We start from the raw sequence: 25,386 nt of genomic DNA on the forward strand, positions 1-25,386 counted from the left end.
ATCTATCCGCCTTCAACCCCTCGACAGCCCTGCCCCATGCGTGTAAAAGCCCGGAACAGAGCCTCTGCAGGACTACACCGATGATTCTCCTACGCTACGGGCCACTGACAGCCCTTGAGCAACCCTTGCTGAATAAATTCTATAAAAGCCAGGGCTCACCCATGCGCGCACCTGCCGAAGGACAACTCTGGGTGGCGCGCGCAGAAGAAATAGTGGCGGGATTGAGCCTGAGCCCGGTGCCGGGAGGCTATTGGCTGACCGGGTTATGGGTGGCAAGAAACCGTAGAGGGCAAAAGATTGCAGGCGCATTGATCGAAACAGCACTGCAGTTCGCCAAAGGCACAACCTGGCTGTTTTGCCATCCCGACTTACAGGTGTTCTATCAACAGCAGGGTTTCAGTAACTGCACACAGTTACCAGCTGAATTGGCCGAACGACTGGCCCGCTACCAGCGCAGTAAACCGCTGTTGGCGATGGCCAGAGCTCAGTCGTCGTTACCGGCCTCGAGCCCGGGAAACAACACGTCGGTGTAACCGAACTTGTTGAAGTCATGAATACGCGAAGGATAAAGCCGCCCGATCAGGTGATCGCATTCATGCTGCACCACACGGGCATGAAAGCCTTCGGCAAGGCGGTCAATTACCCGCCCCTGCGGGTCGACACCCTCGTAGCGAATACTGCGGTAACGCGGTACCACTCCGCGTAGCCCCGGTACTGACAGGCAACCTTCCCACCCGTCTTCCACTTCCGTGCCCAACGGCGTAATCAGTGGATTGAGGAGAATGGTCTGCGGCACAGGTTCGGCATCCGGGTAGCGGTCACTGCGTTCAAAACCGAATATCACCAGTTGCAGGTCTACACCGATCTGTGGCGCAGCCAGGCCAACGCCGCCGACATGGCGCATGGTCTCGAACATGTCGGCAATCAGTTGCTCCAGCTCGTCGCTGCCGATCAGGTGCTGCGGCACTGGCGGGGCGATGCGCAGCAAGCGCTCATCGCCCATCTTCAGAATGTCACGAATCATGGGAGGTTCGACTCAAGGGTTCACCTTCGGGCGTTTCCGGGTGATCGAGCGAATGATCGCGCCCCAACCCGGAAACATGCTGTTTTTCATGCTCGTGAGTCAGCTCGCCGACTTCTTTTTCACCGGGATTCTTACCTTCGGCGGACATATGCTCAATGACTGCATTCATTTCCGCCCCCAATAACAGCACTGCGGCAGATATATAGAAATACAACAGCAGAATGATGATCGCACCGATACTGCCATACATTGCATTATAGTTTGAGAACGTCTTGACGTAATAACCAAACCCCAACGAGGCAATAATCCAGACCACCACTGCCAACACCGAACCTGGGGTAATAAAGCGAAACTCCTGCTTTACATCCGGCATCACGTAATAAATCAAGGCCACCGCGACCATCATCAAGACAATGATCGACGGCCAGCGCAACACCGTCCACACGGTGACGATGAACTCCTGCATGCCGATCTGTGCGGCAATCCATTCCATCACCTGCGGCCCCAGCACCATCAACGCAGCGGCGGCCAGGAGCATGCCGGCAATACCCACGGTATAAATGATCGACAGTGGAATGCGTTTCCACACCGGGCGTCCCTCGACCACGTCGTAGGCCGCGTTCATCGCGCTCATCATCAGCCGCACACCGGCCGAGGCCGTCCATAGAGCGATGACGATACCCACCGAAAGCAGCCCGCCCTTGGACTGCTGCAACTGGTCGATAACCGGGTTGACCTGCTCCAGCGCCTGGGGCGGCAACACCAGTTCCGACTGCAGGCGCAGCCAGGAGAAAAAGTCTGGCAGGTGCAGGAAACCGATCAGGGCAATAAGAAACAGCAGGAACGGGAACAGCGAAAACAGCATCTGGTACGCCATTGCCGAGGCATAGGTGGACATTTCGTCATCGAGGAACTCCTTGACGGTGCGCACCAGCACGCGATGCAACGGCAAGCCGCGCAGGTCGGGAAAAATCATAGCGTCTCCTTTCGCCGCTCGATATTCATGACAGGCACTTCACTAATAGATACGTTCAAGTCTAAACGACGATCGACGCTAATTTGACATTGTTTAGCGCAGATAGCACAACGGCCACCTCACGTGGCCGTTGCGTCATTGCAGTTGAAGCATTCAGGGCTTTTTCACCGCATCCTTGACCTTCCCGGCCACCTGCTGGGCTTCACCCTTTATTTCCTGGGCTTTGCCCTCGGCGCGCAGGCGGTCATTGTCGGTGACTTTACCGATGCCTTGCTTGATGTTGCCAACGGCTTCATTGGCCATGCCTTTGACTTTATCTTTGGTTCCGCTCATGGGAGTTCTCCTGAAGGGGAAAAACAAGCTGTCTGAGTCGACAGTCTGTGGACCCCTGCCCCGTCAGCAGAGTTTCAATTATTTTCTGCGCCGCCAATCAGCGGGCGAATACCGCCCCGATTCGTTCCCCTGCTCCGTTGAATAACAATGGCTTGCCTTAGAATCAGGCACTGTGCGACAGGCACCTGGCCTGCGCAACAACAACAAAACAGACGATTGCGGAAGATTTTGCTGATGCACGCCAAGTCCTTGTTCGCAGCCCTGCTGCTGCCCCTGTACGCCCTTCCCTTCAGCGCCACTGCCGCCGCACCGGCAACCGCACCAACCACACTGGTCGTTGACCGCTATGCCGATGACCAGAAACCCGGCAGCCTGCGCTGGGCGATCGAACGCAACAATGAACAACCCGGTCAGTTCCGGATCGAAATACGCCCGGTGGGCAAAGCCCCGTACGTCATCAAGCCGCTTACGCCCCTGCCGCCGATCCAGGGCCCGGTAATTCTGGAAGGCAGCGCCTGGGCGCGCACCGGCCAGTTCATCGCCATCGACGGCTCGGCCTATATCATCGGCGATGGCACCAAAGCCTGCCCCGGTGCAGTGCCGGGCCAGTTCGGCACCAACGTACGCACCACCACCGGCCCGGGCCTGGTGCTGCGCGACACGCACGGGGTCAGCATCCAGGGCCTGGAGGTGCGCAACTTCTGCATTGGCATCCTGGTCAACCGCGCCAGCAACAACGTCATTCAGGACAACCGCATCATTGCCAACAAAGGCGGTGCCGGCATCATGCTTACCGGCGACGACGGCCAGGGCAACCCGACGGCCACCACCACCACCAATAACAACAAAGTGCTGCGCAACCAGTTGATCGATAACGGTGACGGCCTGGAGTTGACCCGTGGCGCAGCGTTCAACCTGGTCGCCGACAACCTGTTCCGTTCGACCGACGCCAACCCGGAGCCGTCGCAAGGCATCGAGATACTCTGGGGCAACGACAACAGTGTGGTGCGCAACCGTTTCGAGAACTACTCCGACGGCTTGCAGATCAACTGGGGGCAGCGCAACTACCTGGGTGCCAACACCTTCAGCGGCAACTCGATTGGTGTCAGCGTCAGCGGTGCCGGCAACATCCTCGATGGCAACCTGATCCACGACAACCGTATCGGCATCGCCCTGCGTCCAGAGCCCACCTCTACCAGCAACCGCCTGAGCGCCAACCGCATCTGGAATAACAGCCAGGATATTCGCCGTTGCCAGGCCGGTGGCGCTTGCCGTGCCGACCAGCCAACCGGCGCGATCATTTTCGGCGTGCCCGCCATAGAACATGCTCTGTATGAAGGTTCACGCGGGATTGGTGTCGATCAATCAGGGAAAAACCGGGCAATCATCTGCGCCGACAAGGTGCAGGCAACCGGCTGCCAGCCAATACCCAACCACAACCAGCCCGCGCCGCAATTGACTGCACTCAAGGGCAAACATGTCAGCGGTACGGTGCGCAGCGAGCCTCACAGCCTGTTGCGTGTGGAGGTTTTCGCCAACCCAAGGGCGACCGATAAGGAAGCGCAGGAGTACATGGGCGAAGTCATGGTAACGACCGATGCAAACGGTCAGGGTCAATTCGACTACCCTCTCGAGCCAGGCCGTGCCTTCGGCTCACTGACCGCGACAGTGACACGCGCAGACGGCGCAACATCGCCGCTCAGTCACCCCATTGCAGCACACGCCGCCAACGCCAGCCGCTGACCCTGCAGTGCTCCGGACCGCATGCAAGCTGTTCGGGGCACGGAAAACGCCGATCCGCTGCTCGCCGCTTTATGTTTGTCCGCATTGCCAGCACAATAGTCGACCTTTCAAGCGTCACCCGTAGGAACCTGCATGAAACTCGACAAACCCGCCGCCATCGCCCGTCGCAACCTGGAGCTGGATAAACCGGTGCTCTCCAGCGACAACACCCTGTTTGCCGTGCTCGACAACAAGCGCAGCCTGTGGTGGTTCGATGTGCCGGTGAAGCTGGTACTGCGCAAAGGGGCGGCCGACTGGGTCAACCTGCTGTTGCACACGCCTGACACCGACGAGCTGCAGCACCTGAAGGTACCGGTCAACTTTCTCAAGGCCCACCTGGAGAAAATGGAAGTGCGTCACCCGGGCAAGCGTCGCTCGACCATCAGCCTGGCGTTGAGCGCCGACCGCGACTCGCTGCTGCAGGACTTGCGCCCAGGTGGCGAAAACCTGAGTTTCGCCACCTTTGTGCAGGCCTGATCAGACCAGTTCGATGCGGTCAGCGTGGATGACGATGCGGCCATCCTTGTACAAGGCGCCGATGGCTTTCTTGAAGTTGCCCTTGCTGACCCCGAACAGGTCGCTGATCAGTTGCGGGTCGCTCTTGTCGCTGACCGGCAACATGCCATTGGCATCCTTGAGCTTGCTCAGGATCTTGTCATTCAGGGTACTGGCCAGGGCCTGACCGATCGGCTGCAGGCTCAGGGCGATCTTGCCATCGCTGCGCAGCTCCTTGATATAGCCCTTCTCCTGCTTGCCCGAACGCAGGAACTTGAACACTTCGTTTTTGTGGATCAGGCCCCAGTGCTTGTTGTTGATGATGGCCTTGAAGCCCATCGGGGTTTCTTCGACCACCAGCAGGTCCACTTCCTGACCCACGGTGTAATTGGCCGGCACCTTGTCCAGGTAGCGGTCCAGGCGTGCCGTCGCAGTAATCCGGCGGGTACGCTTGTCCAGGTAGGCGTGCACCACGCAGTACTCGCCCTGGCGCATCTGGCGCTTTTCTTCGGAGTACGGCATCAGCAGGTCCTTGGGCAGGCCCCAGTCGAGGAAGATGCCGATGCTGTTGATTTCCTTGACCTTGAGGCTGGCGAACTCACCCACCTGCAATTTGGTCTTTTCGGTGGTCGCGATCAGCTTGTCTTCGCTGTCCAGGTAGACGAAGACGTTCAGCCAGTCTTCGACCTCCGTGGGCGTGTCCTTGGGGATGTAACGGTTGGGCAGGAGGATTTCGCCATCCGCGCCGCCGTCCAGGTACAGGCCGAAGTCCGTGTGTTTCACGATTTGCAAACTGTTGTAACGCCCAACTAAAGCCATTTCCGGAAATCCTCAAAGCGAGGGCCGCATTCTACACCCGAACCGGGTCGCCCGCCCGGTCGCCGTAGGCGGCTCATCGGCAAAATGAACCGCAATGCCCCAGGCTGATCTATAAATTCAAGCAAGCCTTTGCAAGGATCTGCCCATGTACGCCAGCCTGTGCAAGTACCTGCGCCCCTTCCTGCTTGTCGTCGTTGCCCCCTTGCTGGTCGTGGCGTGCAACCGTATTGACCTGGCTTACCGCAACCTCGATGTGCTGGTGCCCTGGTCATTGAATGACTACCTGAGCATGAACCGCCAGCAAAAGACCTGGCTCAACCAACAGCTCAAACAGCAACTTGCCTGGCATTGCCGCACCCAACTGCCGGAATACCTGAACTGGATCGATGACGTCCGCCAGATGGTCACCAACGATCAGGTCACCGATCAACAACTGCAGTTGCGCACCCAGGAGGCCAAGCAGGCCATCGCCCAGGTGGCCGAGCAGATCACCCCCTCCGCCGCGCAGTTGTTGCGCGGGATGGACGATGAACAGGTGCGTGAAATGCGTGAAGCCTTTGCCAGCGACATCAGCAAGCGCCAGGCCCGATTTGTGAAAACACCCCTGGCCGAGCAGATCGAAGCCCGTGCAGCGCGCATGGAGAAACGCCTGACCCCTTGGCTGGGTGAGCTTAGCGCACAACAGCAATCGCGCATCCAGGCCTGGTCGCAAGGGCTGGGCGAGCAGAACCGTCTGTGGATTGCCAACCGCGCGAACTGGCAGGCGCACCTCAGTGCGGCCATGGACCAGCGCACCCGCGATACCTTCGAACCACGCCTGAAACAGTTACTGAAAAACCGTGAAAGCCTGTGGACACCGGAGTACCGCCAGGCCTATCAGCGCACCGAACAGCAGGCCCGCAAGCTGCTGGTCGACCTGATGGCCCAGAGCAGCACGCAACAGCGCCAGCACCTTGACCAGAAACTGACCCAGGTACGCAAGGACCTCAGCGAGCTCAAATGCCTTAAAGGCTAGGTGGCGCGCCAGCCAGGGTCAGCACTCCCGCGCCTTGCGCCGGTAGGGGAACACGTCGATGACCTTGCCTCCCCTGATCGCCTCCTGCAGGCCCTTCCAGTAATCGGCATCGTAGAGTTCGCCATGCAACTGGCTGAACAGATGGCGCTGGCCGATATCCGCAAACAGGAACGGCGGGAACTCTTCCGGGAACACATCGTGCGGGCCGATCGAATACCAGGGCTCGCCGGACATTTCATCCTCGGGGTACCGAGGGGGCGGGATATAGCGGAAGTTGACCTCGGTGAGAAAGCAGATCTCGTCGTAGTCATAAAACACCACCCGACCGTGGCGGGTGACGCCAAAGTTCTTCAGCAGCATGTCACCGGGAAAGATGTTTGCCGCTGCCAATTGCTTGATGGCCAGACCATAGTCTTCCAGAGCTTCGCGCACCTGGGCGTCGTTGGCGTGCTCCAGGTACAGGTTGAGCGGGGTCATCCGCCGCTCGGTCCAGCAGTGGCGCACCAGCACAGTGTCGCCTTCTACCTGCACCGTCGACGGTGCTACTTCCAGCAGTTCGGCCAGGCACTCGGGCTCGAACTTGCTTAAAGGAAAGCGAAAGTCGGAAAACTCCTGGGTATCGGCCATGCGCCCGACCCGGTCGACACTTTTCACCAGGCGGTACTTTTCGATAACCGTAGCCCGGTCGACGCTCTTTGACGGCGAGAAACGGTCCTTGATGATCTTGAACACGGTGTTGAAGCCCGGCAGGGTAAACACGCTCATGACCATGCCGCGTACACCGGGCGCCATGATGAAGCGGTCGTCGGTGCTGGCCAGGTGGTTGATCAGTGCGCGATAGAACTCGGATTTGCCGTGTTTGTAGAAGCCGATCGAGGTGTACAACTCGGCAATATGCTTGCCCGGCAGAATGCGCTTGAGAAAGCTGACGAAGTCGGCCGGCACCGGCACATCGACCATGAAATAGGAACGGGTAAAGGAAAAGATGATCGACACCTCGGCTTCGTCGGTGATCAGCGCGTCGATCTCGATGCCGTGGCCTTCCCGGTGCAGCAAGGGAATTACCAGTGGCCACTGCTCATCCTGGGTGTACAGGCGACCGACCAGGTAGGCGCCTTTGTTGCGGTACAACACCGGAGTAAACAGCTCCACGGCCAGTGCCGGGTCCTTGCACACCCAGTCCGGCAGGTTCTCGCGCAGTTGCCCTTCAAGCCTGGCCAGGTCCCCTTCAAGGTCGCCGTAGGCCACGTCGAAGCAATAATCGGCGAACACTTGCGCCAGCACGCTGGCCAGGCCGCCCTGTGGCCGGTAGGTGCGCGTCTGCGCTGCGCGCTCGTGGCTACGCAGCGAGGGCCGGGTGGTATGGATGAACATGCAGCCGTCACTGATCAGGTCGTGGCTGAACAGGCTGCAGAAAATGGAGTTGTACCAGGTCTCCGAGAGTTCATCGTCCAGGCGCGGGTCAATCAGCCCGATGTACGCACTCTTGACCAATGGCCACTGCGCCACCTCCAGCAATACCTCAGCCTCGAACGCCTGATGCAACCAGGCACTGACCTCGCTGACCTTTTCTTCATAAAGGTTGATGCGTGCCGCCGATGCACTCTGGATCTGCTGCCACTGAGCCTGCTCGAAGCGGGCGCGGGCGCCTATGGTGATCTGGCGAAAATGCTCACGGTAATCGTCGAAGCCATCGAGGATCATCCGGGCGATAGCGGCGGCCGGCCAGTGCTGGGGCATACATCAGACCTCTGCGGGAATGTCGAAGCCTGAGCTTAGCCAGTCGCCGCAGGCAGCGAAAGCCTGGTGGTGCGGGTGTATCGGCCAAACTCACTGTCCGGGAATTCCAGCGCAAGAAAGGGAGCGAGCCGCCGGCAGGTTCAGCGTAAACTCGCGCCCCTGTCCAAAGGACCCGGAGATCCCAATGAGCCCCATCGCCATCACCCGCCTGTTAGTGCTTGCTGCCGTCTGGGGGGCGAGCTTTCTGTTCATGCGCATTATCGCCCCGGTGCTCGGCACGCTGCCCACAGCCTTCTTCCGGGTGTCGATTGCCTGCCTTGGCCTGCTGGTGATTCTGGCCCTGCTGCGGGTGCGCTGGAACTTCAACGGCAAGCTCAAGGCCTGCCTGGTGCTGGGCATGATCAACTCGGGGATACCTGCCACCCTGTACTCGGTCGCGGCTCAGGTGCTGCCGGCCGGTTACTCGGCAATCTTCAACGCCACCACACCGCTGATGGGGGTGTTGATCGGCGTGCTGTTCTTCCGCGAGCCGATGACCGCGAGCAAGCTTTGCGGCATTTTCCTCGGCCTGTTCGGGGTCGGCATTCTCAGCGGTGCGGGGCCGGTAGCGTTTGACCTGCAGTTGCTGCAAGGCGCCCTGTCGTGCCTGGCGGCGACCACCTGTTACGGCTTTGCCGGCTTTCTTGCGCGGCGCTGGCTCGACCAGCAAGGCGGCCTCGACAGCCGCCTGTCGGCGCTGGGCAGCATGATGGGCGCGACCTTGCTGCTGTTACCGCTGTTCGGCTACAGCGTGCTCACGCAACCGCCGGCCAGCTGGGGTGGCTGGGAGGTGTGGCTGTCGCTGCTGGGCCTGGGCCTGGTGTGCACCGCGTTTGCCTACATTCTGTACTTCCGCCTGCTCAGCGAGATCGGCCCGGTCAAGGCCAGCACCGTGACCTTCATGATCCCCGCCTTCGGCGTGCTCTGGGGCGCCTGGCTGCTGGACGAGCCGCTGTCGATGGCGCACCTGTATGGCGGGCTGTTGATCGCAGTGGCGTTGTGGCTGGTGCTCAAGCCCGCTGCGGATGGCAAACCGGTTCGCGCTTGACTGTTTCCCTCTAGCGACCGCGTTGCGGTCGCGCTCTGGTTTCACCTATGAAACCAGCGCTTCACTTCCGTTACCGAAAAAAGCCCCTTTTCCTTGCACCAGCAATTGCAACGCGCAGTTGTTGTGCAAATTCGTGCCATATAGAAAACCTTGTTTCATATATAAAACATAACGGTTTTCACCTTAATCCAGTAACTCATTAATAAATAAGCATTTTTCAAATAAAACAGTGCCTTTAAACATTTGGCATTGTTCATGCACTAAACCGCGTATCACCTATAAAACAGACCAGAGAGCTTCCCCAATGGCTGTGAAAGAGATGTACGCAATCGCCCCTCAATGGAATACCCCACACTCCAGGGAAGACCTGGAGCCGACCGAAATCGAGTTTCGAAATGTCGGCAAATGCTTCCCGGCCAAGGGCAAGTCCGAGGCCCCCTTTGCCATTCGCGAGGTGAACTTCAAGATTCGTCGCGGTGAGGTGGTGTCGATCATCGGCCCTTCCGGTTGCGGCAAGAGCACCATCCTCAACATGGGCTCCGGTCTCTACCGGCCCAGTGAAGGCGAAGTCTTCGTCGGCGGTGAAGCAGTAGTCGGCCCGGTGCGCAAGGTCGCCTTCATGCTGCAGAAGGACCTGCTGATGCCCTGGCGCAGCATTCGCCGCAACGTTGAGCTGGGCCTGGAGATCCAGGGCATGCCCGCCGCCAAGCGCCAGCCGATTGCCGAAGATCTGCTCAACCGCTGCCACCTGCAAGGCTTTGCCGACCACTACCCGTTCCAGCTGTCGGGTGGCATGCGCCAGCGGGCGGCCCTGGCCCGGACCCTGGCGATCGATCCGCAGGTACTGTTTCTCGACGAGCCGTTCTCGGCCCTCGATGCGCAAACCAAGATGATCCTGCAACAGGACCTGGCGCGGATGCTGTTCGAAGAAAAGAAAACCGCGCTGTTCATCACCCACGACCTGGTCGAAGCGATTGCCATGTCCGACCGCCTGCTGGTCATGAGCGCCCGCCCCGGCACCATCATCGAAGAAATCACTGTCGACCTGCCGTTTCGCGATAACCCGCTGGAGCGCCGCAAGCTGCCGGAAATCGGCCCGCTGGCCGGACGCCTGATGGAACTGCTGAAAGTCGGCGAAGACACCGAACTGCATTGATCAACGCCTCACGGCCATCAACCGATTCAGGAGTACGCATGTTCAAGTCCCTGCAACGCCTGGCGCAGACTTCGGTCATCGCCCTGGGCCTGGGCCTGGCGCTCAACGCCCAGGCAGAACCGACCAAGGTCACCTACCTGCTGCCCGCGCCGCCCAACTCGCCGGCCTTCGCGCCGTGGATCATTGCCAAGGAAAAGGGCTACTACAGTGCCAGGGACCTGGACCTGACCTTCATCGCCGCCAAGGGCGGCGTCGATGTCGCCAAGCAGATCGGCGCCGGCAACGCCATGCTCGGCGGTGCTATCGGTGACACCCCGATCGTGGTCCGTGCCAATGGCATTCCAGTGCGCGCCGTGGCGGTACTCGGTGCCGGTGGAGTGACGATGGTGGCGACCAATGCCGCGGAAAACATCCAGTCGATCAAGGACCTCAAGGGCAAGACCCTGACCGTGATGTCCTACTCCGACACCACCTACTACGCCCTGCTCGCGTCGCTGCGCAAAGCCGGCCTGAGCAAGACCGACGTCGACATCCAGGCCGCCGGTCCTTCGGGCGTCTGGCAACTGTTTTCGGCCAACAAGGCCCAGGCCATGGCCGGCGTGCCGGACTGGGTGGTCAACGCCGAAGAGGCCGGGTTGAAAATCAACCTGATCCCCCAGACAGAGATTTTCGAAAGCATGGCCCAGGCGATCCTCGCCTCCGACGACGCCATCAAGCATCAACCGCAAATCGTCGGCGGCGTGGTCCAGGCCACCCTGCAGGGGATGCGCGACATCATCCAGGACCCCAAGGGCGCCGCCGTCACCTTTGCCAAAGCTGTACCGGCCTACGCCGGCAAGGAAGCGGCGCTGGAGAAAACCTTCCGCCTGTACGTCGAGCATGTCTACGCCAACCAGACCGTACTGGGCCAGATCGACCCGGCGCGCCTCGACGCGGTACGCAAGTTCTACGTCAGCGAAGGCATCGTCGCCAAGGAACCCAAGCTCGACGAGCTCTACAGCAACCAGTTCATCGAAACCACCACGGCTGCGCAATAAGCCTGGATGCATAACAAGGTATTAGCCCGATGAGAAACCTCAACACCTCCGTGCTCGGCAGCGTTGCCCTGCTGTTCCTGTTCCTGTTGCTCTGGCAATGGGGCCCCGGCCTGCTAGGCATGCCTGAATTCGTCATGCCGCAACTGAGCCGCGTGGCGCAGGAAAGCGTGGTCATGTGGCAATCCAGCAGCCTGCTGCAACACACCCTGATCACCGCCTTCGAGATCATCGTCGGTTTTGGCCTGGGCGCCCTGCTCGGCGTCGCCATCGGCGTATCGCTGGGCCTGTCGCCCTCGGCCGAAGCCATGCTTTCGCCGTACATCCTGGCCCTGCAGATCGCGCCGAAAGTCGCCTTCGCACCGCTGTTCGTGATGTGGCTGGGCTACACCATCTACCCGAAGATCCTCATCGCCATCCTCATCGTGTTCTTCCCGGTGATGATCAACGTGCTCTCGGCGATCCGCACCGTGGACCCGGACATGATCAACCTGGTGCGCACCATGAACGCCAGCCGCTGGCAGATCTTCCGCCTGGTGGAGTTCCCCTCGGCCATGGCCGCACTGTTCTCCGGCCTGCGTATTGCTTCGACCCTGGCAGTGATCGGCGTCACCGTCGGTGAGCTGGTCGGCGGCAACCAGGGCCTGGGCTTCCTGCTCGTCGATGCCGAAGGCCAGGGCAACACCGCCGGGGTCTTCGTCGCCATCGTCATGCTCACCCTGATCGGCGTGCTGGCCTACGGTGCGGTTGTCTGGGCGGAAAAACGGGTTCTGCACTACCTGCCTAAAGCCATGCTGAGTACCCAATGATGAGCGCATTCAAGAACCTGCTCGAAGGCCGCCGCGTGCTGGTCACCGGTGGCGCCCGCGGCCTGGGTTACGCCTTTGCCCAGGCCATCGGCCAGGCCGGCGCCCGGGTGGTGATCGCCGACATTCTGGCCGAGCGTGTGCAGCAAGCAGCCTGTGAACTGCGCGAGCAAGGCCTGCAAGTCACCGGCGTGACTGTCGACCTGGGCAGCCCCGATTCGATCACCGCCTGCGTGGCCGACGCGGTCGCCGTGCTCGGTGGCCTGGATGGCCTGGTCAACAACGCCTCGATCACCAACTCCGGCGGCAAGACCTGCGAGCAACTGGACATCGACACCTGGGACCAGGTCATGCAGGTCAACGTCCGCGGCACCTGGCTGATGACCCGCGCCTGCCTGCCGGCCCTGCGTGCCAGCGGCAAGGGGGCGGTGATCAACCTGGCCTCCGACACCCCGCTGTGGGGCGCACCGAACCTGCTCGCCTACGTCGCCAGCAAGGGCGCGATCATCGCCATGACCCGCAGCCTGGCCCGCGAACTGGGCGGCGACAACATCACCGTCAACGCCATCGCCCCCGGCCTGGTGCTGGTCGAAGCCACGGCCTATGTGCCTGAAGCACGCCACCGCCTGTACACCGAACAACGGGCGCTTCAACGCCCACAACTACCCGAAGACGTCAGCGGCGCCGTGCTGTTCGCCCTGTCCGACCTGTCGCGTTTCATCACTGGACAAACCCTGCCGGTCAACGGCGGGTTCGTCATGCCTTGAGCAAGGAGAACACCATGACCGACCTTTCCGTACAAAACGACGCACCGAAGACCTGGGAGCAACCGGCAGGTTCGGACCTGGCAGGCTGGATGCAAACCCGCATCGCCCGTTACCAAACCCGCAAGTACGACTGGGACGCGCTGAAGTTCCAGGCCGACTACGACCCCAAGTTCCGCCGTGCACAAATGCGTTACGTCGGCACCGGCGGCACCGGGGTCAACAGTGACATGAACACCATTCCTTCGGAAAACTTCACCTTCTCGACCATGGTGATTCCGGCCGGCCATGAAGGTCCGCCGCACATTCACACCGACGTCGAGGAAGTGTTCTTCGTGCTGCGCGGCAAGCTCAAGGTGATCATCGAGAAAGACGGCGAGCGCTTCGAAACCGTGCTCACCGACCGCGACCTGATTTCCGTACCGCCAGGCGTGTACCGCGAAGAGATCAACATCGGCGATGAAGACGCGCTGATGTGCGTGATGCTCGGCGCGAAAAAGCCAGTCACTCCAACGTACCCGCCAGCGCACCCGCTGGCCTCGATCAAGCGCGGGTAAGGCCATGTTGCACGCCACCGACAACACGACCCTCGCCCTGCAAGCGCAACTTGAGCAGGCCTTCGCGCTGCGCCTGGTGCAGCTGCCGGGCAGCACCCAGGCGATCCGCGAAGCAGGCTGTGGCCCGGCCATCGTGCTGCTGCACGGCATTGGCTCGGGCGCGGCGTCCTGGTTGCAGGTGGCCGTGCAACTGAGCGCCAGCGCGCGGGTGATTGCCTGGGATGCGCCGGGTTATGGCCAGTCCAGCCCGTTGCCCATGCCAGCGCCCAAGGCCATGGACTATGCCCGTCGTTTGCTGCAGTTGCTCGATGCACTGCAGATCGAGCGTTGTGTGCTGGTTGGCCACTCGCTCGGTGCCCTGACGGCGGCAGCACTGGCCAGCAGTGCCGCACAACGGCTCAGCCGCCTGGTGCTGCTCAGCCCGGCCCGCGGTTATGGCGACCCGGCCCGCGCTGCACAGGCCGCTGAAGTACGCAGCAAACGCCTGCAGGCACTGGAGCAACTGGGCATCGCCAACATAGCCAGCCAGCGCAGCGCACACATGCTCTCGGCGGCGGCCAGCGCCGAGGCCCGCGCCTGGGTGCAATGGAACATGGCACGCCTGGTTCCCCAGGGCTATCGCCAGGCCATCGAGCTGCTGTGCGGCGACGATCTGCTGCGCTACGCCGACCTTGGCATGCCTTGCCAGGTGTTTTGCGGCGCTGCCGACAGCATCACCCCGCCGCTGGATTGCCAGGCCCTGGCCGACCGCCTCGGCGCACCCTTTGAACTGATTGCCGGGGCTGGTCATGCCAGCCCGATCGAACAACCCGAGGCCGTGGCAACCCTGCTTGCCCAGACCCTCGACGCCTCACTGACAGGTACTGCGCTATGAATGATTCGGATCTGTTGAAAGACAACCAGGACAAGTACATCGTCCCCGGCCTTGAGCGCGGCCTGCTGCTGCTCTGCGAGTTCAGCCGGCAGAACCGCACCCTGACCGCACCGGAGCTGGCGCGGCGCCTGGAGCTGCCGCGCTCGACCATTTTCCGCCTGCTGACCACCCTGGAAACCATGGGCTTCGTCACTCGCAGCGGCAACGAATACCGCCTGGGCATGTCGGTGCTGCGCCTGGGCTTTGAATACCTCGCTTCGCTGGAGCTCACCGAACTGGGTCAGCCGCTGCTGGCGCGGCTGTGTGATCACCTCAACTACCCGAGCAACCTGGTGGTGCGTGACGGGCGTTCAATTGTCTACGTGGCCAAGGTCTCGCCGCCGTCGGTGTTCTCCAGCGCGGTCAACGTCGGTACCCGCCTGCCGGCGCACGCCACCGTGCTCGGGCGCATCCTCCTCGAGGACCTGAGCCTGGCCGAACTGCGCGACCTGTACCCGGAAGAACACCTGGAGCAGCACTCACCGTGCACGCCAAAAACCGTGCTGGAGCTGTTCGACCTGGTCCAGAGCGACCGTCAGCGCGGCTATGTCAGCGGCGAAGGGTTCTTCGAGTCGTCGATCTCGACCATCGCCGCCCCGGTGCGCGACCACAGTGGCCGGGTGGTTGCCGCCATGGGCGTGACCATTCCCACGGCGCAAGTGGGCCACATCAATTTCGACGGTTTGCTCGGCCATGTCCGCGGTAGCGCCGACGAGCTGTCACGCCTGCTCAACTACACACCGAACGCCGGCTCCGGCCGCGTAACGGCCTTGATGAGGGATTGAGATGAGCAGCCTTTATCAACTGCAAGGACGTACCGCCATCGTCACCGGCGGCTCTTCCGGAATTGGCCTGGCCTGCGTCGAACAACTGCTTGAAGCCGGTGCGGCAGTGGCCTTTTGCGGCCGCGACCGGGACCGTTTGCTCAGTGCCGAAGCACGCCTGCGCGAACGTTTCCCCGACGCACGCCTGCTGGCCCGGGTCTGCGACGTGCTTGATGCCGAATCGGTCAACGCCTTCGCCAGCGCCAGCCTGGCAGCCCTGGGCCCGGCCCGGGTACTGATCAACAACGCCGGACAAGGCCGGGTCTCGACCTTTGCCGACACCACCGACGCTGCCTGGAGCGAAGAGCTGCAGTTGAAGTTCTTCTCGGTGATCTACCCGGTCCGCGCCTTTCTGCCACAACTGCAGAGCCAGGCCGGTGCCTCGATCGTCTGCGTCAATTCGCTGCTGGCCAGCCAGCCCGAAGCGCACATGGTCGCCACCTCGGCGGCCCGCGCCGGGCTGAAGAACCTGGTGCGCTCAATGGCCACCGAGTTCGCCGAAAAAGACATCCGGGTCAACGGCATCCTCATCGGCCTGGTCGAGTCGGGCCAGTGGCGCCGGCGCTTCGAAGCCCGCGAAGAGCGTGCGCTCGACTGGTCGCAATGGACCGCGCAACTGGCGCAACGCAAACACATTCCCCTGGGTCGTCTGGGTCTGCCCAAAGAAGCAGCCCAGGCCATCCTGTTCCTGGCTTCGCCCCTGTCGGCTTACACCACTGGCAGCCATATCGATGTTTCTGGAGGCCTGTCCCGCCATGCGTAATGAAAACACTGTCACCGTTGGCGCTGCCATCACCGCGTTCCTCGAACAATGCGAGGTCAAGGCCGCTTTCGGCGTGATCTCGATCCACAACATGCCGATCCTCGATGCCTTCGCCGTGCGCGGCAACATCCGTTTCGTCATGGCCCGCGGCGAAGCCGGGGCCACCAACATGGCCGATGCCTATGCCCGTACCACCGGCGGCCTGGGCGTGTGCCTGACCTCCACCGGTACCGCCGCCGGCAACGCCGCCGGTGCCCTGGTCGAAGCGCTGACCGCCGGCACGCCGCTGCTGCACATCACCGGGCAGATCGAAACGCCTTACCTGGATCAGGATTTCGCCTATATCCACGAAGCCCGCGACCAGTTGACCATGCTCAAGGCCGTGTCCAAAGCGGCCTTCCGCGTGCGCAGCGTGGAAACCGCGCTGAGCACCCTCAAGCTTGCAGTGCAGACCGCCCTCACCGCGCCGACCGGCCCGGTCAGCGTGGAAATCCCGATCGACATCCAGTCGACCTTCATCCCCATGCCTACCGACCTTTCGCCGCTGCCGGTGCCGGTTGCGGTACCGGCGCCGGAAGCGCTGGACCTGGTCGCCGAACGCCTGGCCAATGCCACCCGCCCCCTGCTGTGGCTCGGCGGCGGCGCCCGGCATGCCGGTGCGCAGGTCAAGCGCCTGCTGGACATGGGCGTCGGCGTGATCACCTCGACCCAGGGCCGTGGCGTGGTCAACGAAGACGACGAACGCTGCCTCGGTGCCTTCTCGCAGAACAAGCTGGTCGAAGGCTTCCTGCAGACCTGCGACGCCCTGGTGGTGGCCGGGTCGCGCCTGCGCAGCAACGAAACCTTCAAGTACGCCCTGAAACTGCCGCGCACCACCCTGCGCATCGATGCCAACCCGGCGATCGAAGGCCGCAGCTATTCGAGCGAGCTGTTCATCTGCGGCGATTCGGCCCTGGCCCTGGAAGGCCTGGCGGACCGCCTGCAAGGCAGGCTGAACATCGACCCGACGTTCATCGATGAACTCAAGGCCGTGCGTGCGCAATCGCGCTCGCAACTGGTCGCCGACCTCGGCCCCTACTCGGCCATGGTCGAACAGCTGCAGGCGCTGACCGGGCGCAACTTCTCCTGGGTACGCGACGTGACCCTGTCCAACAGCATCTGGGGCAACCGTCTGCTCAACCTCTACCACCCGCTGTCGGGCGTGCACGCCCTGGGCGGCGGTATCGGCCAGGGCCTGGCGATGGGCATCGGCGCCGGCATCGCTGCTGCAGAAACCGATCCGCAACGCAAAGTGTTCGCCCTGGCCGGTGACGGCGGTTTCATCCTCAACCTGGGTGAACTGGCGACCCTGGTGCAGGAAAAGGCCAACGTGGTGATCCTGCTGATGAACGACCAGCGTTACGGTGTGATCCGCAATATCCAGGACGCCATCTACGGCGCCCGTCACGCCTACGTCGAGTTGCACACGCCGAACTACACCCAGCTCGCCGAGTCGATTGGCCTGCGCCATGGCCTGGTCAGTGACCTCACGGCATTCGGGCCGATGCTCGACAGCGCCCTGAGCCATGAAGGCCCGTTCCTGCTGGAAGTCGACATGCTCAGCGTGGGCGGTTTCGCCACCCAGTTCGCCGGCCCGCCCAACAGCGAAACCAAAGCCCAGAAAGCCACGGCCTGAGGACTTGCGCATGCTCAACATCACCATGATCGGCTGCGGCGCCATTGGCGTCGCAGTTCTGGAACTGCTGGAGAACGATCCGCAGCTGCGCGTCGAGCAGGTGATCGCCTCGGCCGGCTCAGAAGCCCTGGTGCAACAGCGCCTGGCCAGCTTCAAGCGGCCACCGCAGGTGCTGACCGCCCTGCCCGCCACAGCACGCCCGGACCTGTTGGTCGAATGCGCCGGTCACCTGGCGATCGAAGAACATGTGCTGCCGGCGCTGGAACGCGGCATCGCCTGCCTGATCGTCTCGGTTGGCGCGCTGTCGGAGCCGGGCCTGGTCGAACGCCTGGAGGCAGCGGCCGCACGGGGCAACACCCGCATTGAACTGCTGCCCGGCGCCATCGGTGGCATCGATGCGCTGTCGGCGGCCAAGGTCGGCGGGCTCGACTCGGTCGACTACACCGGGCGCAAACCGGCGAAGGCCTGGAAGAACACCCCGGCCGAGCAGGTCTGCGACCTGGACGCGATCAGTGAAGCGACGGTGATCTTCAACGGCAGCGCCCGCGAAGCGGCGCGGCTGTACCCGAAAAACGCCAACGTTGCCGCCACCCTGTCGCTGGCCGGCCTGGGCCTGGACCGTACCCGGGTGACACTGATCGCCGACCCGTCGAGCGAAGAAAACGTTCACCACTTCGAAGCCCGTGGCGCCTTTGGCGGATTCGAGATGAGCCTGCGCGGCAAGCCGCTGCTGGCCAATCCGAAGACCTCTGCGCTGACCGTGTACAGCGTGGTCCGTGCCTTGGGCAATCACGCGCACGCCATTTCCATCTAGGGGAACATTGATGACGCTGGAACAGACCTTACCCATCTGCATCGCTGGTACCTGGCGCCTGGGCGGCGGCGAACGCTACGCCAGCCACTACCCGGCCACCGGCGAGCCGGTCGCCTGGCTCAATGCGGCCAGCCTCGACGATGTCGAAGAAGCCGTACAAGGCGCCCACCAGGCGTTCCTTCACAGCGGCTGGGCCCAACGCAAACCGCATGAACGCGCCGCCGTGCTGTACCGCATCGCCGAACTGATCCGCGAGCGTGGCGAAGAGCTCGCGCAGTTGCAGCGCCAGGACAACGGCAAGCCGATCAACGAAACCCGCGCCCTGGTCGCCAGCGCTGCAGGTACCTTCCAGTTCTTCGCCGCTGCCTGCGAAACCCTGGAAGAAACCATCACCCCATCGCGTGGCGATTTCGTCAGCATGAGCGTATATGAACCAATGGGCGTGGTGGCCGCCATTACCCCGTGGAACTCGCCGATTGCCAGCGAAGCCCAGAAGGTTGCCCCGGCCCTTGCCGCCGGCAACGCCGTGGTGATCAAGCCCGCCGAGATCACCCCGCTGCTGGCCCTGCAACTGGCGCAGATCTGCGAAACAGCCGGCTTGCCCAAGGGCCTGATCAGCGTGTTGCCGGGCAAAGGCTCAGTGCTCGGTGATGCCTTGACCCAACACCCGTTGATCAAGCGCGTGTCGTTCACTGGCGGCACCCGGACCGGCAAACACATTGCACACATTGCCGCCGACAAAATGATGCCGGTGTCGCTGGAGCTCGGTGGCAAGTCGCCGACCATCGTCCTCGATGACGCCGACCTCGATCACGCCGTGGCCGGCGTGCTGTACGGCATCTTCAGCTCGTCGGGCGAAGCCTGCATTGCCGGCTCGCGGTTGTTCGTCGCCCGCTCTTTGTATGCCGAGTTCATGCAGCGTCTGGTTGCCGGGGCCGCCCGCCTGCGACTGGGCGACCCGGCCGACGAAGCCACGCAGATGGGCCCGTTGATCAGTGCCGCGCACCGCGCATCGGTGGAGCGCTATGTGGCTTTGGGCCTGGCCGAGGGCGGTCGCCTGCTGCTCGGTGGCCAGCGGCCGGCCGGTGGCATTTTCGACCAGGGCTACTTCTACCCGCCAACCATTCTCGAAGGCCTGAACAACAGCCAGCAAACCTGCCAGGAAGAGATCTTCGGCCCGGTGCTGGTGGCGATGCCCTTCGACAGCGAAGAGCAACTGATCGAGCAGGCCAACGACAGCCTCTATGCCCTCGCCGCCGGCATCTGGAGCCGCGACTACAAGCGCGCCTGGGCCCTGGGCCGCAAGATCCAGGCCGGCACCGTGTGGATCAATACCTACAAGCAGTTCTCCATTTCCACCCCGTTCGGCGGCTGGCGCGACAGCGGCCTGGGCCGTGAAAAAGGCCGCCTGGGGATTCTGCAGTACATGGAACAGAAAAGCCTCTACTGGGGCATGAATGAACAGCCACTGGCCTGGGCCGGTGTGGAGGCACGAGCATGAGCGTATTGGGCATCGATGAAGTCACCTACGGCGTCGAAGACCTCGACACCTGCGTGCGCTTTTTCAGCGACTGGGGCCTGAGCAAGGTCAGCGAGCAGCCGGACGAAGTGATCTTCGAAACACTGAACGGCTGCCGCGTGGTGCTGGCAGACCTCAACAAGGCCGACCTGCCTCCCGCCATCGAGCCAGGCTCGACCGTGCGTGAAGTGGTCTGGGGCGTGGAGAGCGCAGCCGACCTGGCCCTGTACAGCCAGCGCATCGCCAACGACCCGGGGTTTGTCGAAGGCAACGGGCGCATCGGCTGCACCGACCCCAACGGCCTGGCGATCCGTTTGCAGGTCACCCGCAAGCGCCCCCTCGACATCGAATGCAGCGGCCATAACACCTGGCAGACCAAGGGCCGGATCAACAAACCGGCGCCGGTCTACGAGCGCGCCACCCCCATCGAAGTCGGCCATGTGGTGTTCTTCGTCAAGGACGTGAATGCCTGCGAAGCCTTCTACCACGAGCGCTTCGGCTTCCAGGCCTCGGACCGCTACCCCAACCGCGGCGCCTTTCTGCGCACCGCCGAGGAAGGCGGCCACCACGACCTGTTCATGCTCCAGCTGCCGGCGCCACGGGCCGGCCTGAACCATGTCGCCTTTACCGTGCGCGACCTGCACGAAGTGTTCGGTGGCGGCATGCACATTTCGCGCAGCGGTTGGGCGACCGAGATCGGCCCGGGTCGGCACCCGGTGTCGTCGGCATTCTTCTGGTACTTCAAGAACCCGGCGGGCGCGCTGGTCGAGTACTACGCCGATGAAGACCAGCTGACCGCTGAATGGCAGCCGCGTGAATTCGAACCCGGTCCGACCGTGTTCGCCGAGTGGGCGATTGCCGGTGGCATCGATGGCAACACCCGGCGCCAGCAACACGTCGAAGCACCGCAAGGCAAATTCCTTACCGACAAACCGAAACCTTGAACAGGAGTCGCCCATGTCTTCGTTGAACATTGCTATCAACGGCGCCGGAATCGGCGGCCTCACCGCCGCCATCGCCCTGCGCCAGGCCGGTCACAACGTAACGGTATTCGAGCAGTCGAAAGCCTTCCTGCGGGTGGGTGCCGACATCAACCTCACCCCGAATGCCGTGCGCGCCCTCGACGGCCTCGGCGTCGGCCCGGCGGTGCGTATTCCGGCCGCACGCCCCACGCACCGGATCAGCCGGATGTGGGACAGCGGTGAAGAAACCTCACGCCTGGAAATGGCCGATGCCGCCGAAAACCAGTACGGCGCCCCGCAACTGACCATCCACCGCGCCGACTTGCTGGCGGCGTTGGCTGACGTGTTTCCGCTGCAGCATGTGCAATTCGGCAAACGTGCCGAGCAGATAGTGCAGGACGCCAACGGAGTCGAACTGCGCTTCAAGGATGGCAGCCAGCATCGCGCTGACCTGCTGATCGGTGCCGACGGCATTCATTCGGTGGTGCGCAATGCGTTGTTCGGTGAAGAGCAACCGCGCTTCACCGGTGTGGTCGCCTACCGCGCCGTGGTGCCGCTGAGCAAGGTGGCCCAGGTGCCGAACATCCAGGCCTTCACCAAATGGTGGGGCCCGAACCCGCAGAGCCAGATCGTCACTTTCCCGCTGAACCAGGGCCGCGACATCTTCATCTTCGCCACCACTGCCCAGGACAGCTGGCACCTCGAATCCTGGACCACCGCAGGTGATGCCAGCGAGCTGCGCAGTCACTATCAGGATTTCCATGCCGACGCCCGCGCCCTGCTCGACGCCTGCGACGACGTGCTCAAGACCGCACTGTACGAGCGCGATCCGCTGCCGTTCTGGTCGCAAGGGGCGATCACCCTGCTTGGCGACGCCTGCCACCCGATGATGCCATTCATGGCGCAAGGCGCCGGCCAGGCCATCGAAGACGCCGTGGTCCTGGCACGCCACCTTGAAGGTGTGAACACCACTGCGCAGATCGCCAGTGCGCTGCAGGGCTACCAGCAGGCCCGCCTGGAGCGCACCAGCCAGATCCAGATCGGTTCGCGTGGCAACCAGTGGCTCAAGGCCGGCGGCAATGCCGACTGGGTCTACGGCTATGACGCCTGGACCGTACCGACCAGCCGTGCAGCCTGAGGGGATGAGCATGAGTGAATCCCTGCTGCTGACCGTGCTGCTCAAGCACGACCAGTCGAAGAACCTCGAGCAGATCCAGGCGCACATGAAAACCATGGGCTGGTGGGACAGTTTTCCCCCCGAGGGTGTCGAGGTGGTGTCCTGGACCGTGGCCATGGGCCTCGGCCAGATCGTCACCCTGCGCCTGCCCCCGAGCCTGCTGAGCAAGGTCAATGTTGAACTGGAACGCGCCGCTTGGGGCGTGTTCCGCACCGAATGCTATCCGACGTACGACTTTGTCCCGGTCCGCGAAATGATCCGCGAACGGGTCCGCAATGGAGGTCAATGAGATGAACAACAGCGAACGCTACCTGGAGCCGCATCAGGCCCGCAAACGCTCCAATACGCAGTTCGAAGAACTGCTGGGTGATTCCATCGAGCGTGCCTATGGCAACGGCGTCACGGAACTGCCCGCCCTGCTCGCGCACCTGAACCTGGCCGGCCCGCCCTGCCCGCTGACCAGCGGCGAATGGACCGAAGACTCCTACAAAACCCTGATGGCTCGGCTGGGCGCATGACCCGCCGGAGGTAAGAACAAGATGAATATGCAATTCACCGTCGACCCTGTTGAGAACCACCTGGCCAACGGCCTCAAAGACCTCTGGTTTCCGGTCCTGCCGTCGGAGCTGCTCGGCGAAAAGCCGGTGTCGGTGCGACGCCTGGGCTACAAGATCGCCCTGTGGCGCGATAACGATGGCAGCGTGCATGCCCTCGAAGACCACTGCCCGCACCGCGGCGCCCCGCTGTCCCAGGGCCCGGTGCTGGGTGACCGCCTGCAGTGCCCGTACCATGGCGTCGAAGTGCGTTGCGACGGCACCGTGACCAAAGTGCCCGGCAGCCCCGGTTGCAAACTCGAAGGCAGCCGCCCGACGCGCATGTTCCACACCCGTGAGGCCGCCGGTGCGATTTTCCTCTTCAACGCCACCGACCCGCACCTGGACACACCACCCGAGCTGGTGCTGCCCGAGCAGCTGACGTCGCCGGAGTGGAGCAGCTTCCTCTGCTACACCGAGTGGAAAGGTGATTACCGCTACGTACTCGACAACGTCATGGACCCGATGCACGGCACCTACCTGCACAAGATGTCGCACTCGATGAGCGAAGGCGAAGCCACCGCCAAATTCGTCACCCGCGACACCGACCAGGGTTTCTTCTTCGAGAAAGAGGGCCAGCGCGGGGTCAACTTCGACTGGACCGAATTCCTCGACAACGGCTGCCACTGGCTGCGCCTGGAAATTCCTTATCCAAAAACCGGCGGCCCGGGTGGCAACTTCACCATCATCGGCAGCTACACACCCAGCAGCCGCAGCCTGTCCGCCGTGTTCCACTGGCGCGCCCGGCCATTGACCGGCTGGCAGCGCGACACCTGGCGCTTCCTCTACAAGAACCGGCTGGAAGCACGTCACTGGGCCGTACTGGAACAGGACCGGGTGCTACTGGAGTTCATGGAAGCCGACGCCAACCAGCGCGAAAACCTCTACCAGCATGACCTGGGTGTAGTGCGCCTGCGCCGCTACCTCAAGGGCAAGGCCAAGGAACAGCTGGCGCTGATCGAAGCGAAGCAGCTGTCATGAGCCAGGCCGTGCAGCGTATTCAGGCACAGGCGGTACCCGAGCTGGCCACGGCCAGTTGGTCCAACGCCCTGCTGCTCGGCAACGAACTGGTGATGTCCGGTATGACCGGGCATCCCGCCACACGTCAGGCCGCCGAAGCGGGCACCCCGCTCGGCGCCTATGAACAGACCCTGGTGGTGCTGAACAAGGCGCTGGCGTTGGTCGAAGCGGCCGGCGGCCACATCGGCAACATCTACCGGCTGACGGTGTACCTGACCCGGATTGCCGACAAGGACGAAGTCGGCCGCGCCCGTCGCGACTTCTTCGAAGGCCTGGCCTGCTACCCCACCTCCACCCTGGTTGAAGTGAGCGCCCTGGTGTTCCCGGAACTGGTGGTGGAGATCGAAGCCTGTGCCCGACTCGACATTGACATGCGCACTGCGCCAACGAGGTGAACGATGTCCAACTCCTCTACCATCACGGCGCTGGTCCACACCCTGCGCCACGAAGCCGAAGGCATTATCAGCGTCGAGCTGCGCCCTTGGGGCGATACCGTGTTCGCGCCGTTCGAAGCCGGTTCGCACATTGACCTGCACCTGCCCAACGGCCTGGTGCGTAGCTACTCGTTGCTCAACTCGCCGAGTGATCGCGACCGCTATGTGGTCGGTATCTTGCGCGACCGCAACAGCCGCGGCGGTTCGGCGTTCGTCCACGAGCAGTTGCGCGTCGGTTCGCAATTGACCATCTCGCAACCGCGCAACAACTTCGCCCTCGATCCGCACGCCAGCCATAACGTGCTGGTCGCCGGCGGTATCGGCATTACCCCTATCTACTGCATGTTTCGCCAGCTGCTGGCCCTGGGTAAATCCGCCGAACTGATCTACTGCGCCCGTTCGCGCAAGGAAGCAGCGCTGCTTGAACAACTCAGCGGCCTCGACGCCAGGGTGGTTTACCACTTCAACGACGAGAAAGGCACGGTGCCGGATCTGGCGCATTACCTCGCCGACCAGCCGCGTGACACCCACTTCTATTGCTGTGGCCCGACGCCGATGCTCGATGCCTTCGAAAGCACCTGCGAAAACCTCGGCTATCCCCATGCGCATATCGAACGCTTTACCGCTGCCGAACTGCCGCCGTCGGAAGATGCCCAGGACAGCTACAGCGTCGAGCTGAAAAAAACCGGCAAGACGCTGAATATCGAACCGGGACTGAACCTGCTCGATGTGCTGCTCGATGCCGGATGCGATATCGAATACAGCTGTCGTGAAGGCGTGTGCGGCTCTTGCGAGACCCGCGTGATCGAAGGCGACATCGACCACCGCGACGGTGTGTTGACCAAAGCTGAACGGGCAGCGAACAAATCGATGATGGTATGTGTGTCCGGCTGCAAGAGCCGGCGCCTGGTACTTGATCTGTAACTGCTTTATCCGCATTGCACGCGCAATTGACCGGCACCCTGTGTGCCGGTTTTTTTTGCCTGATTATTCACTCATAAAACACGTCACGCGCCATTAACGTACCTTGTGCAATTAAACCGCACTGCAATTGCACACGCCTGTTACTTAACCCCCTGACCGTTTCACCCTCGGCACAACTTT

Annotated in this window: 28 protein-coding genes; 23 read left to right on the top strand and 5 right to left on the bottom strand. The window is 62.4% G+C overall.

The features are described 5' to 3' along the window. Nucleotides 1-80 precede the first annotated feature (80 nt). Nucleotides 81-533 carry a GNAT family N-acetyltransferase gene (locus DM813_RS04780; RefSeq protein ID WP_241653136.1) on the top strand — a complete coding sequence of 151 codons (453 nt, stop codon included), beginning with the start codon at nucleotides 81-83 and terminating at the stop codon, nucleotides 531-533. Here DM813_RS04780 and def read toward each other — a convergent pair. The 3 genes from def to DM813_RS04795 form a co-directional block, all read right to left on the bottom strand. Next, complete coding sequence (gene def / locus DM813_RS04785) at nucleotides 485-1,024, bottom strand: peptide deformylase (RefSeq protein WP_128322281.1); 540 nt, start codon at nucleotides 1,022-1,024, stop codon at nucleotides 485-487. The two genes, DM813_RS04780 and def, sit on opposite strands and share 49 nt — an antisense overlap. After that, complete coding sequence (locus DM813_RS04790) at nucleotides 1,014-2,000, bottom strand: YihY/virulence factor BrkB family protein (protein WP_128322282.1); 987 nt, start codon at nucleotides 1,998-2,000, stop codon at nucleotides 1,014-1,016. The genes def and DM813_RS04790 overlap by 11 nt, the downstream gene beginning before the upstream one ends. Before the next feature lie 153 nt (nucleotides 2,001-2,153). Then, complete coding sequence (locus DM813_RS04795; protein ID WP_128322283.1) at nucleotides 2,154-2,333, bottom strand: CsbD family protein; 180 nt, start codon at nucleotides 2,331-2,333, stop codon at nucleotides 2,154-2,156. Between the two features lie 234 nt (nucleotides 2,334-2,567). Here DM813_RS04795 and DM813_RS04800 point away from each other — a divergent pair, with 234 nt between their 5' ends. Together DM813_RS04800 and DM813_RS04805 are read left to right on the top strand one after the other, a co-directional pair. Beyond that, on the top strand, nucleotides 2,568-4,076 hold the full coding sequence (locus DM813_RS04800; RefSeq protein WP_128322284.1) for a right-handed parallel beta-helix repeat-containing protein: 1,509 nt from the start codon (nucleotides 2,568-2,570) through the stop codon (nucleotides 4,074-4,076). A 132-nt stretch (nucleotides 4,077-4,208) separates the two neighbouring features. Then, a complete protein-coding gene (locus DM813_RS04805; protein ID WP_128322285.1) occupies nucleotides 4,209-4,592 on the top strand; it encodes a hypothetical protein in 384 nt (127 codons plus the stop codon). Here the strand turns inward: DM813_RS04805 and DM813_RS04810 are convergent, their stop codons facing one another. Further along, the gene (locus DM813_RS04810) at nucleotides 4,593-5,429 is read right to left on the bottom strand and encodes a CvfB family protein (protein ID WP_128322286.1); all 837 of its coding nucleotides are present in this window, start codon (nucleotides 5,427-5,429) and stop codon (nucleotides 4,593-4,595) included. 145 nt (nucleotides 5,430-5,574) lie between these two features. Between DM813_RS04810 and DM813_RS04815 the strand changes: the two genes are divergently transcribed. Then, a complete protein-coding gene (locus DM813_RS04815; protein WP_128322287.1) occupies nucleotides 5,575-6,444 on the top strand; it encodes a DUF6279 family lipoprotein in 870 nt (289 codons plus the stop codon). Nucleotides 6,445-6,462: 18 nt separating this feature from the next. On the opposite strand, the gene aceK is transcribed toward DM813_RS04815, so the two are convergent. Then, entirely contained in the window at nucleotides 6,463-8,184 is a 1,722-nt protein-coding gene (gene aceK, locus DM813_RS04820; protein WP_128322288.1) for a bifunctional isocitrate dehydrogenase kinase/phosphatase, read from the bottom strand. 184 nt (nucleotides 8,185-8,368) lie between these two features. Here aceK and DM813_RS04825 point away from each other — a divergent pair, with 184 nt between their 5' ends. The 19 genes from DM813_RS04825 (at nucleotide 8,369) to DM813_RS04915 (ending at nucleotide 25,206) form a co-directional block, all read left to right on the top strand. Then, nucleotides 8,369-9,271, top strand: coding sequence for a DMT family transporter (locus DM813_RS04825; protein ID WP_128322289.1), 903 nt, complete (start codon nucleotides 8,369-8,371; stop codon nucleotides 9,269-9,271). Nucleotides 9,272-9,590: 319 nt separating this feature from the next. Then, nucleotides 9,591-10,427, top strand: a complete 837-nt coding sequence (locus DM813_RS04830) for an ABC transporter ATP-binding protein (RefSeq protein WP_232239831.1) — start codon at nucleotides 9,591-9,593, stop codon at nucleotides 10,425-10,427. A 38-nt stretch (nucleotides 10,428-10,465) separates the two neighbouring features. Then, nucleotides 10,466-11,464 carry an ABC transporter substrate-binding protein gene (locus DM813_RS04835; protein WP_128322291.1) on the top strand — a complete coding sequence of 333 codons (999 nt, stop codon included), beginning with the start codon at nucleotides 10,466-10,468 and terminating at the stop codon, nucleotides 11,462-11,464. Between the two features lie 29 nt (nucleotides 11,465-11,493). Further along, nucleotides 11,494-12,270, top strand: coding sequence for an ABC transporter permease (locus DM813_RS04840; RefSeq protein WP_128322292.1), 777 nt, complete (start codon nucleotides 11,494-11,496; stop codon nucleotides 12,268-12,270). Next, nucleotides 12,270-13,034, top strand: coding sequence for an SDR family oxidoreductase (locus DM813_RS04845; protein ID WP_128322899.1), 765 nt, complete (start codon nucleotides 12,270-12,272; stop codon nucleotides 13,032-13,034). The genes DM813_RS04840 and DM813_RS04845 overlap by 1 nt, the downstream gene beginning before the upstream one ends. Before the next feature lie 14 nt (nucleotides 13,035-13,048). Next, a complete protein-coding gene (locus DM813_RS04850) occupies nucleotides 13,049-13,588 on the top strand; it encodes a cupin domain-containing protein (protein ID WP_128322293.1) in 540 nt (179 codons plus the stop codon). A 4-nt stretch (nucleotides 13,589-13,592) separates the two neighbouring features. Next, entirely contained in the window at nucleotides 13,593-14,462 is an 870-nt protein-coding gene (locus DM813_RS04855) for an alpha/beta fold hydrolase (RefSeq protein WP_128322294.1), read from the top strand. Beyond that, complete coding sequence (locus DM813_RS04860) at nucleotides 14,459-15,286, top strand: IclR family transcriptional regulator (protein ID WP_128322295.1); 828 nt, start codon at nucleotides 14,459-14,461, stop codon at nucleotides 15,284-15,286. The genes DM813_RS04855 and DM813_RS04860 overlap by 4 nt, the downstream gene beginning before the upstream one ends. A 1-nt stretch (nucleotide 15,287) precedes the next feature. After that, entirely contained in the window at nucleotides 15,288-16,088 is an 801-nt protein-coding gene (locus DM813_RS04865) for an SDR family oxidoreductase (protein WP_128322296.1), read from the top strand. Next, entirely contained in the window at nucleotides 16,081-17,763 is a 1,683-nt protein-coding gene (locus tag DM813_RS04870; RefSeq protein ID WP_128322297.1) for a thiamine pyrophosphate-binding protein, read from the top strand. The genes DM813_RS04865 and DM813_RS04870 overlap by 8 nt, the downstream gene beginning before the upstream one ends. A gap of 10 nt (nucleotides 17,764-17,773) precedes the next feature. After that, complete coding sequence (locus DM813_RS04875) at nucleotides 17,774-18,577, top strand: aspartate dehydrogenase (protein ID WP_128322298.1); 804 nt, start codon at nucleotides 17,774-17,776, stop codon at nucleotides 18,575-18,577. Nucleotides 18,578-18,587: 10 nt separating this feature from the next. After that, nucleotides 18,588-20,078: an aldehyde dehydrogenase gene (locus tag DM813_RS04880; RefSeq protein WP_128322299.1), complete on the top strand. Its 1,491-nt coding sequence runs from the start codon at nucleotides 18,588-18,590 to the stop codon at nucleotides 20,076-20,078. Further along, nucleotides 20,075-21,040 carry a VOC family protein gene (locus DM813_RS04885; protein WP_128322300.1) on the top strand — a complete coding sequence of 322 codons (966 nt, stop codon included), beginning with the start codon at nucleotides 20,075-20,077 and terminating at the stop codon, nucleotides 21,038-21,040. Before DM813_RS04880 ends, DM813_RS04885 begins: the two co-directional genes overlap by 4 nt. A gap of 13 nt (nucleotides 21,041-21,053) precedes the next feature. Then, nucleotides 21,054-22,196, top strand: coding sequence for an FAD-dependent monooxygenase (locus DM813_RS04890; RefSeq protein WP_128322301.1), 1,143 nt, complete (start codon nucleotides 21,054-21,056; stop codon nucleotides 22,194-22,196). Nucleotides 22,197-22,206: 10 nt separating this feature from the next. Further along, nucleotides 22,207-22,524, top strand: coding sequence for a hypothetical protein (locus tag DM813_RS04895; protein WP_128322302.1), 318 nt, complete (start codon nucleotides 22,207-22,209; stop codon nucleotides 22,522-22,524). 1 nt (nucleotide 22,525) lies between these two features. Continuing rightward, nucleotides 22,526-22,753 (top strand): recombinase-like helix-turn-helix domain-containing protein, encoded by a 228-nt coding sequence (locus DM813_RS04900; protein ID WP_128322303.1) that lies wholly within the window; start codon nucleotides 22,526-22,528, stop codon nucleotides 22,751-22,753. Nucleotides 22,754-22,774: 21 nt separating this feature from the next. Next, nucleotides 22,775-23,809, top strand: a complete 1,035-nt coding sequence (locus tag DM813_RS04905; protein ID WP_128322304.1) for an aromatic ring-hydroxylating oxygenase subunit alpha — start codon at nucleotides 22,775-22,777, stop codon at nucleotides 23,807-23,809. Further along, entirely contained in the window at nucleotides 23,806-24,243 is a 438-nt protein-coding gene (locus DM813_RS04910) for a Rid family hydrolase (RefSeq protein ID WP_128322305.1), read from the top strand. The genes DM813_RS04905 and DM813_RS04910 overlap by 4 nt, the downstream gene beginning before the upstream one ends. A gap of 3 nt (nucleotides 24,244-24,246) precedes the next feature. Then, nucleotides 24,247-25,206 (top strand): PDR/VanB family oxidoreductase, encoded by a 960-nt coding sequence (locus DM813_RS04915; protein ID WP_128322306.1) that lies wholly within the window; start codon nucleotides 24,247-24,249, stop codon nucleotides 25,204-25,206. The last annotated feature ends 180 nt before the right edge of the window (nucleotides 25,207-25,386 follow it).

Origin of the sequence: Pseudomonas alkylphenolica (assembly GCF_004025535.1) — a bacterium.
In the GTDB taxonomy this organism is placed as follows: domain Bacteria; phylum Pseudomonadota; class Gammaproteobacteria; order Pseudomonadales; family Pseudomonadaceae; genus Aquipseudomonas; species Aquipseudomonas alkylphenolica_A.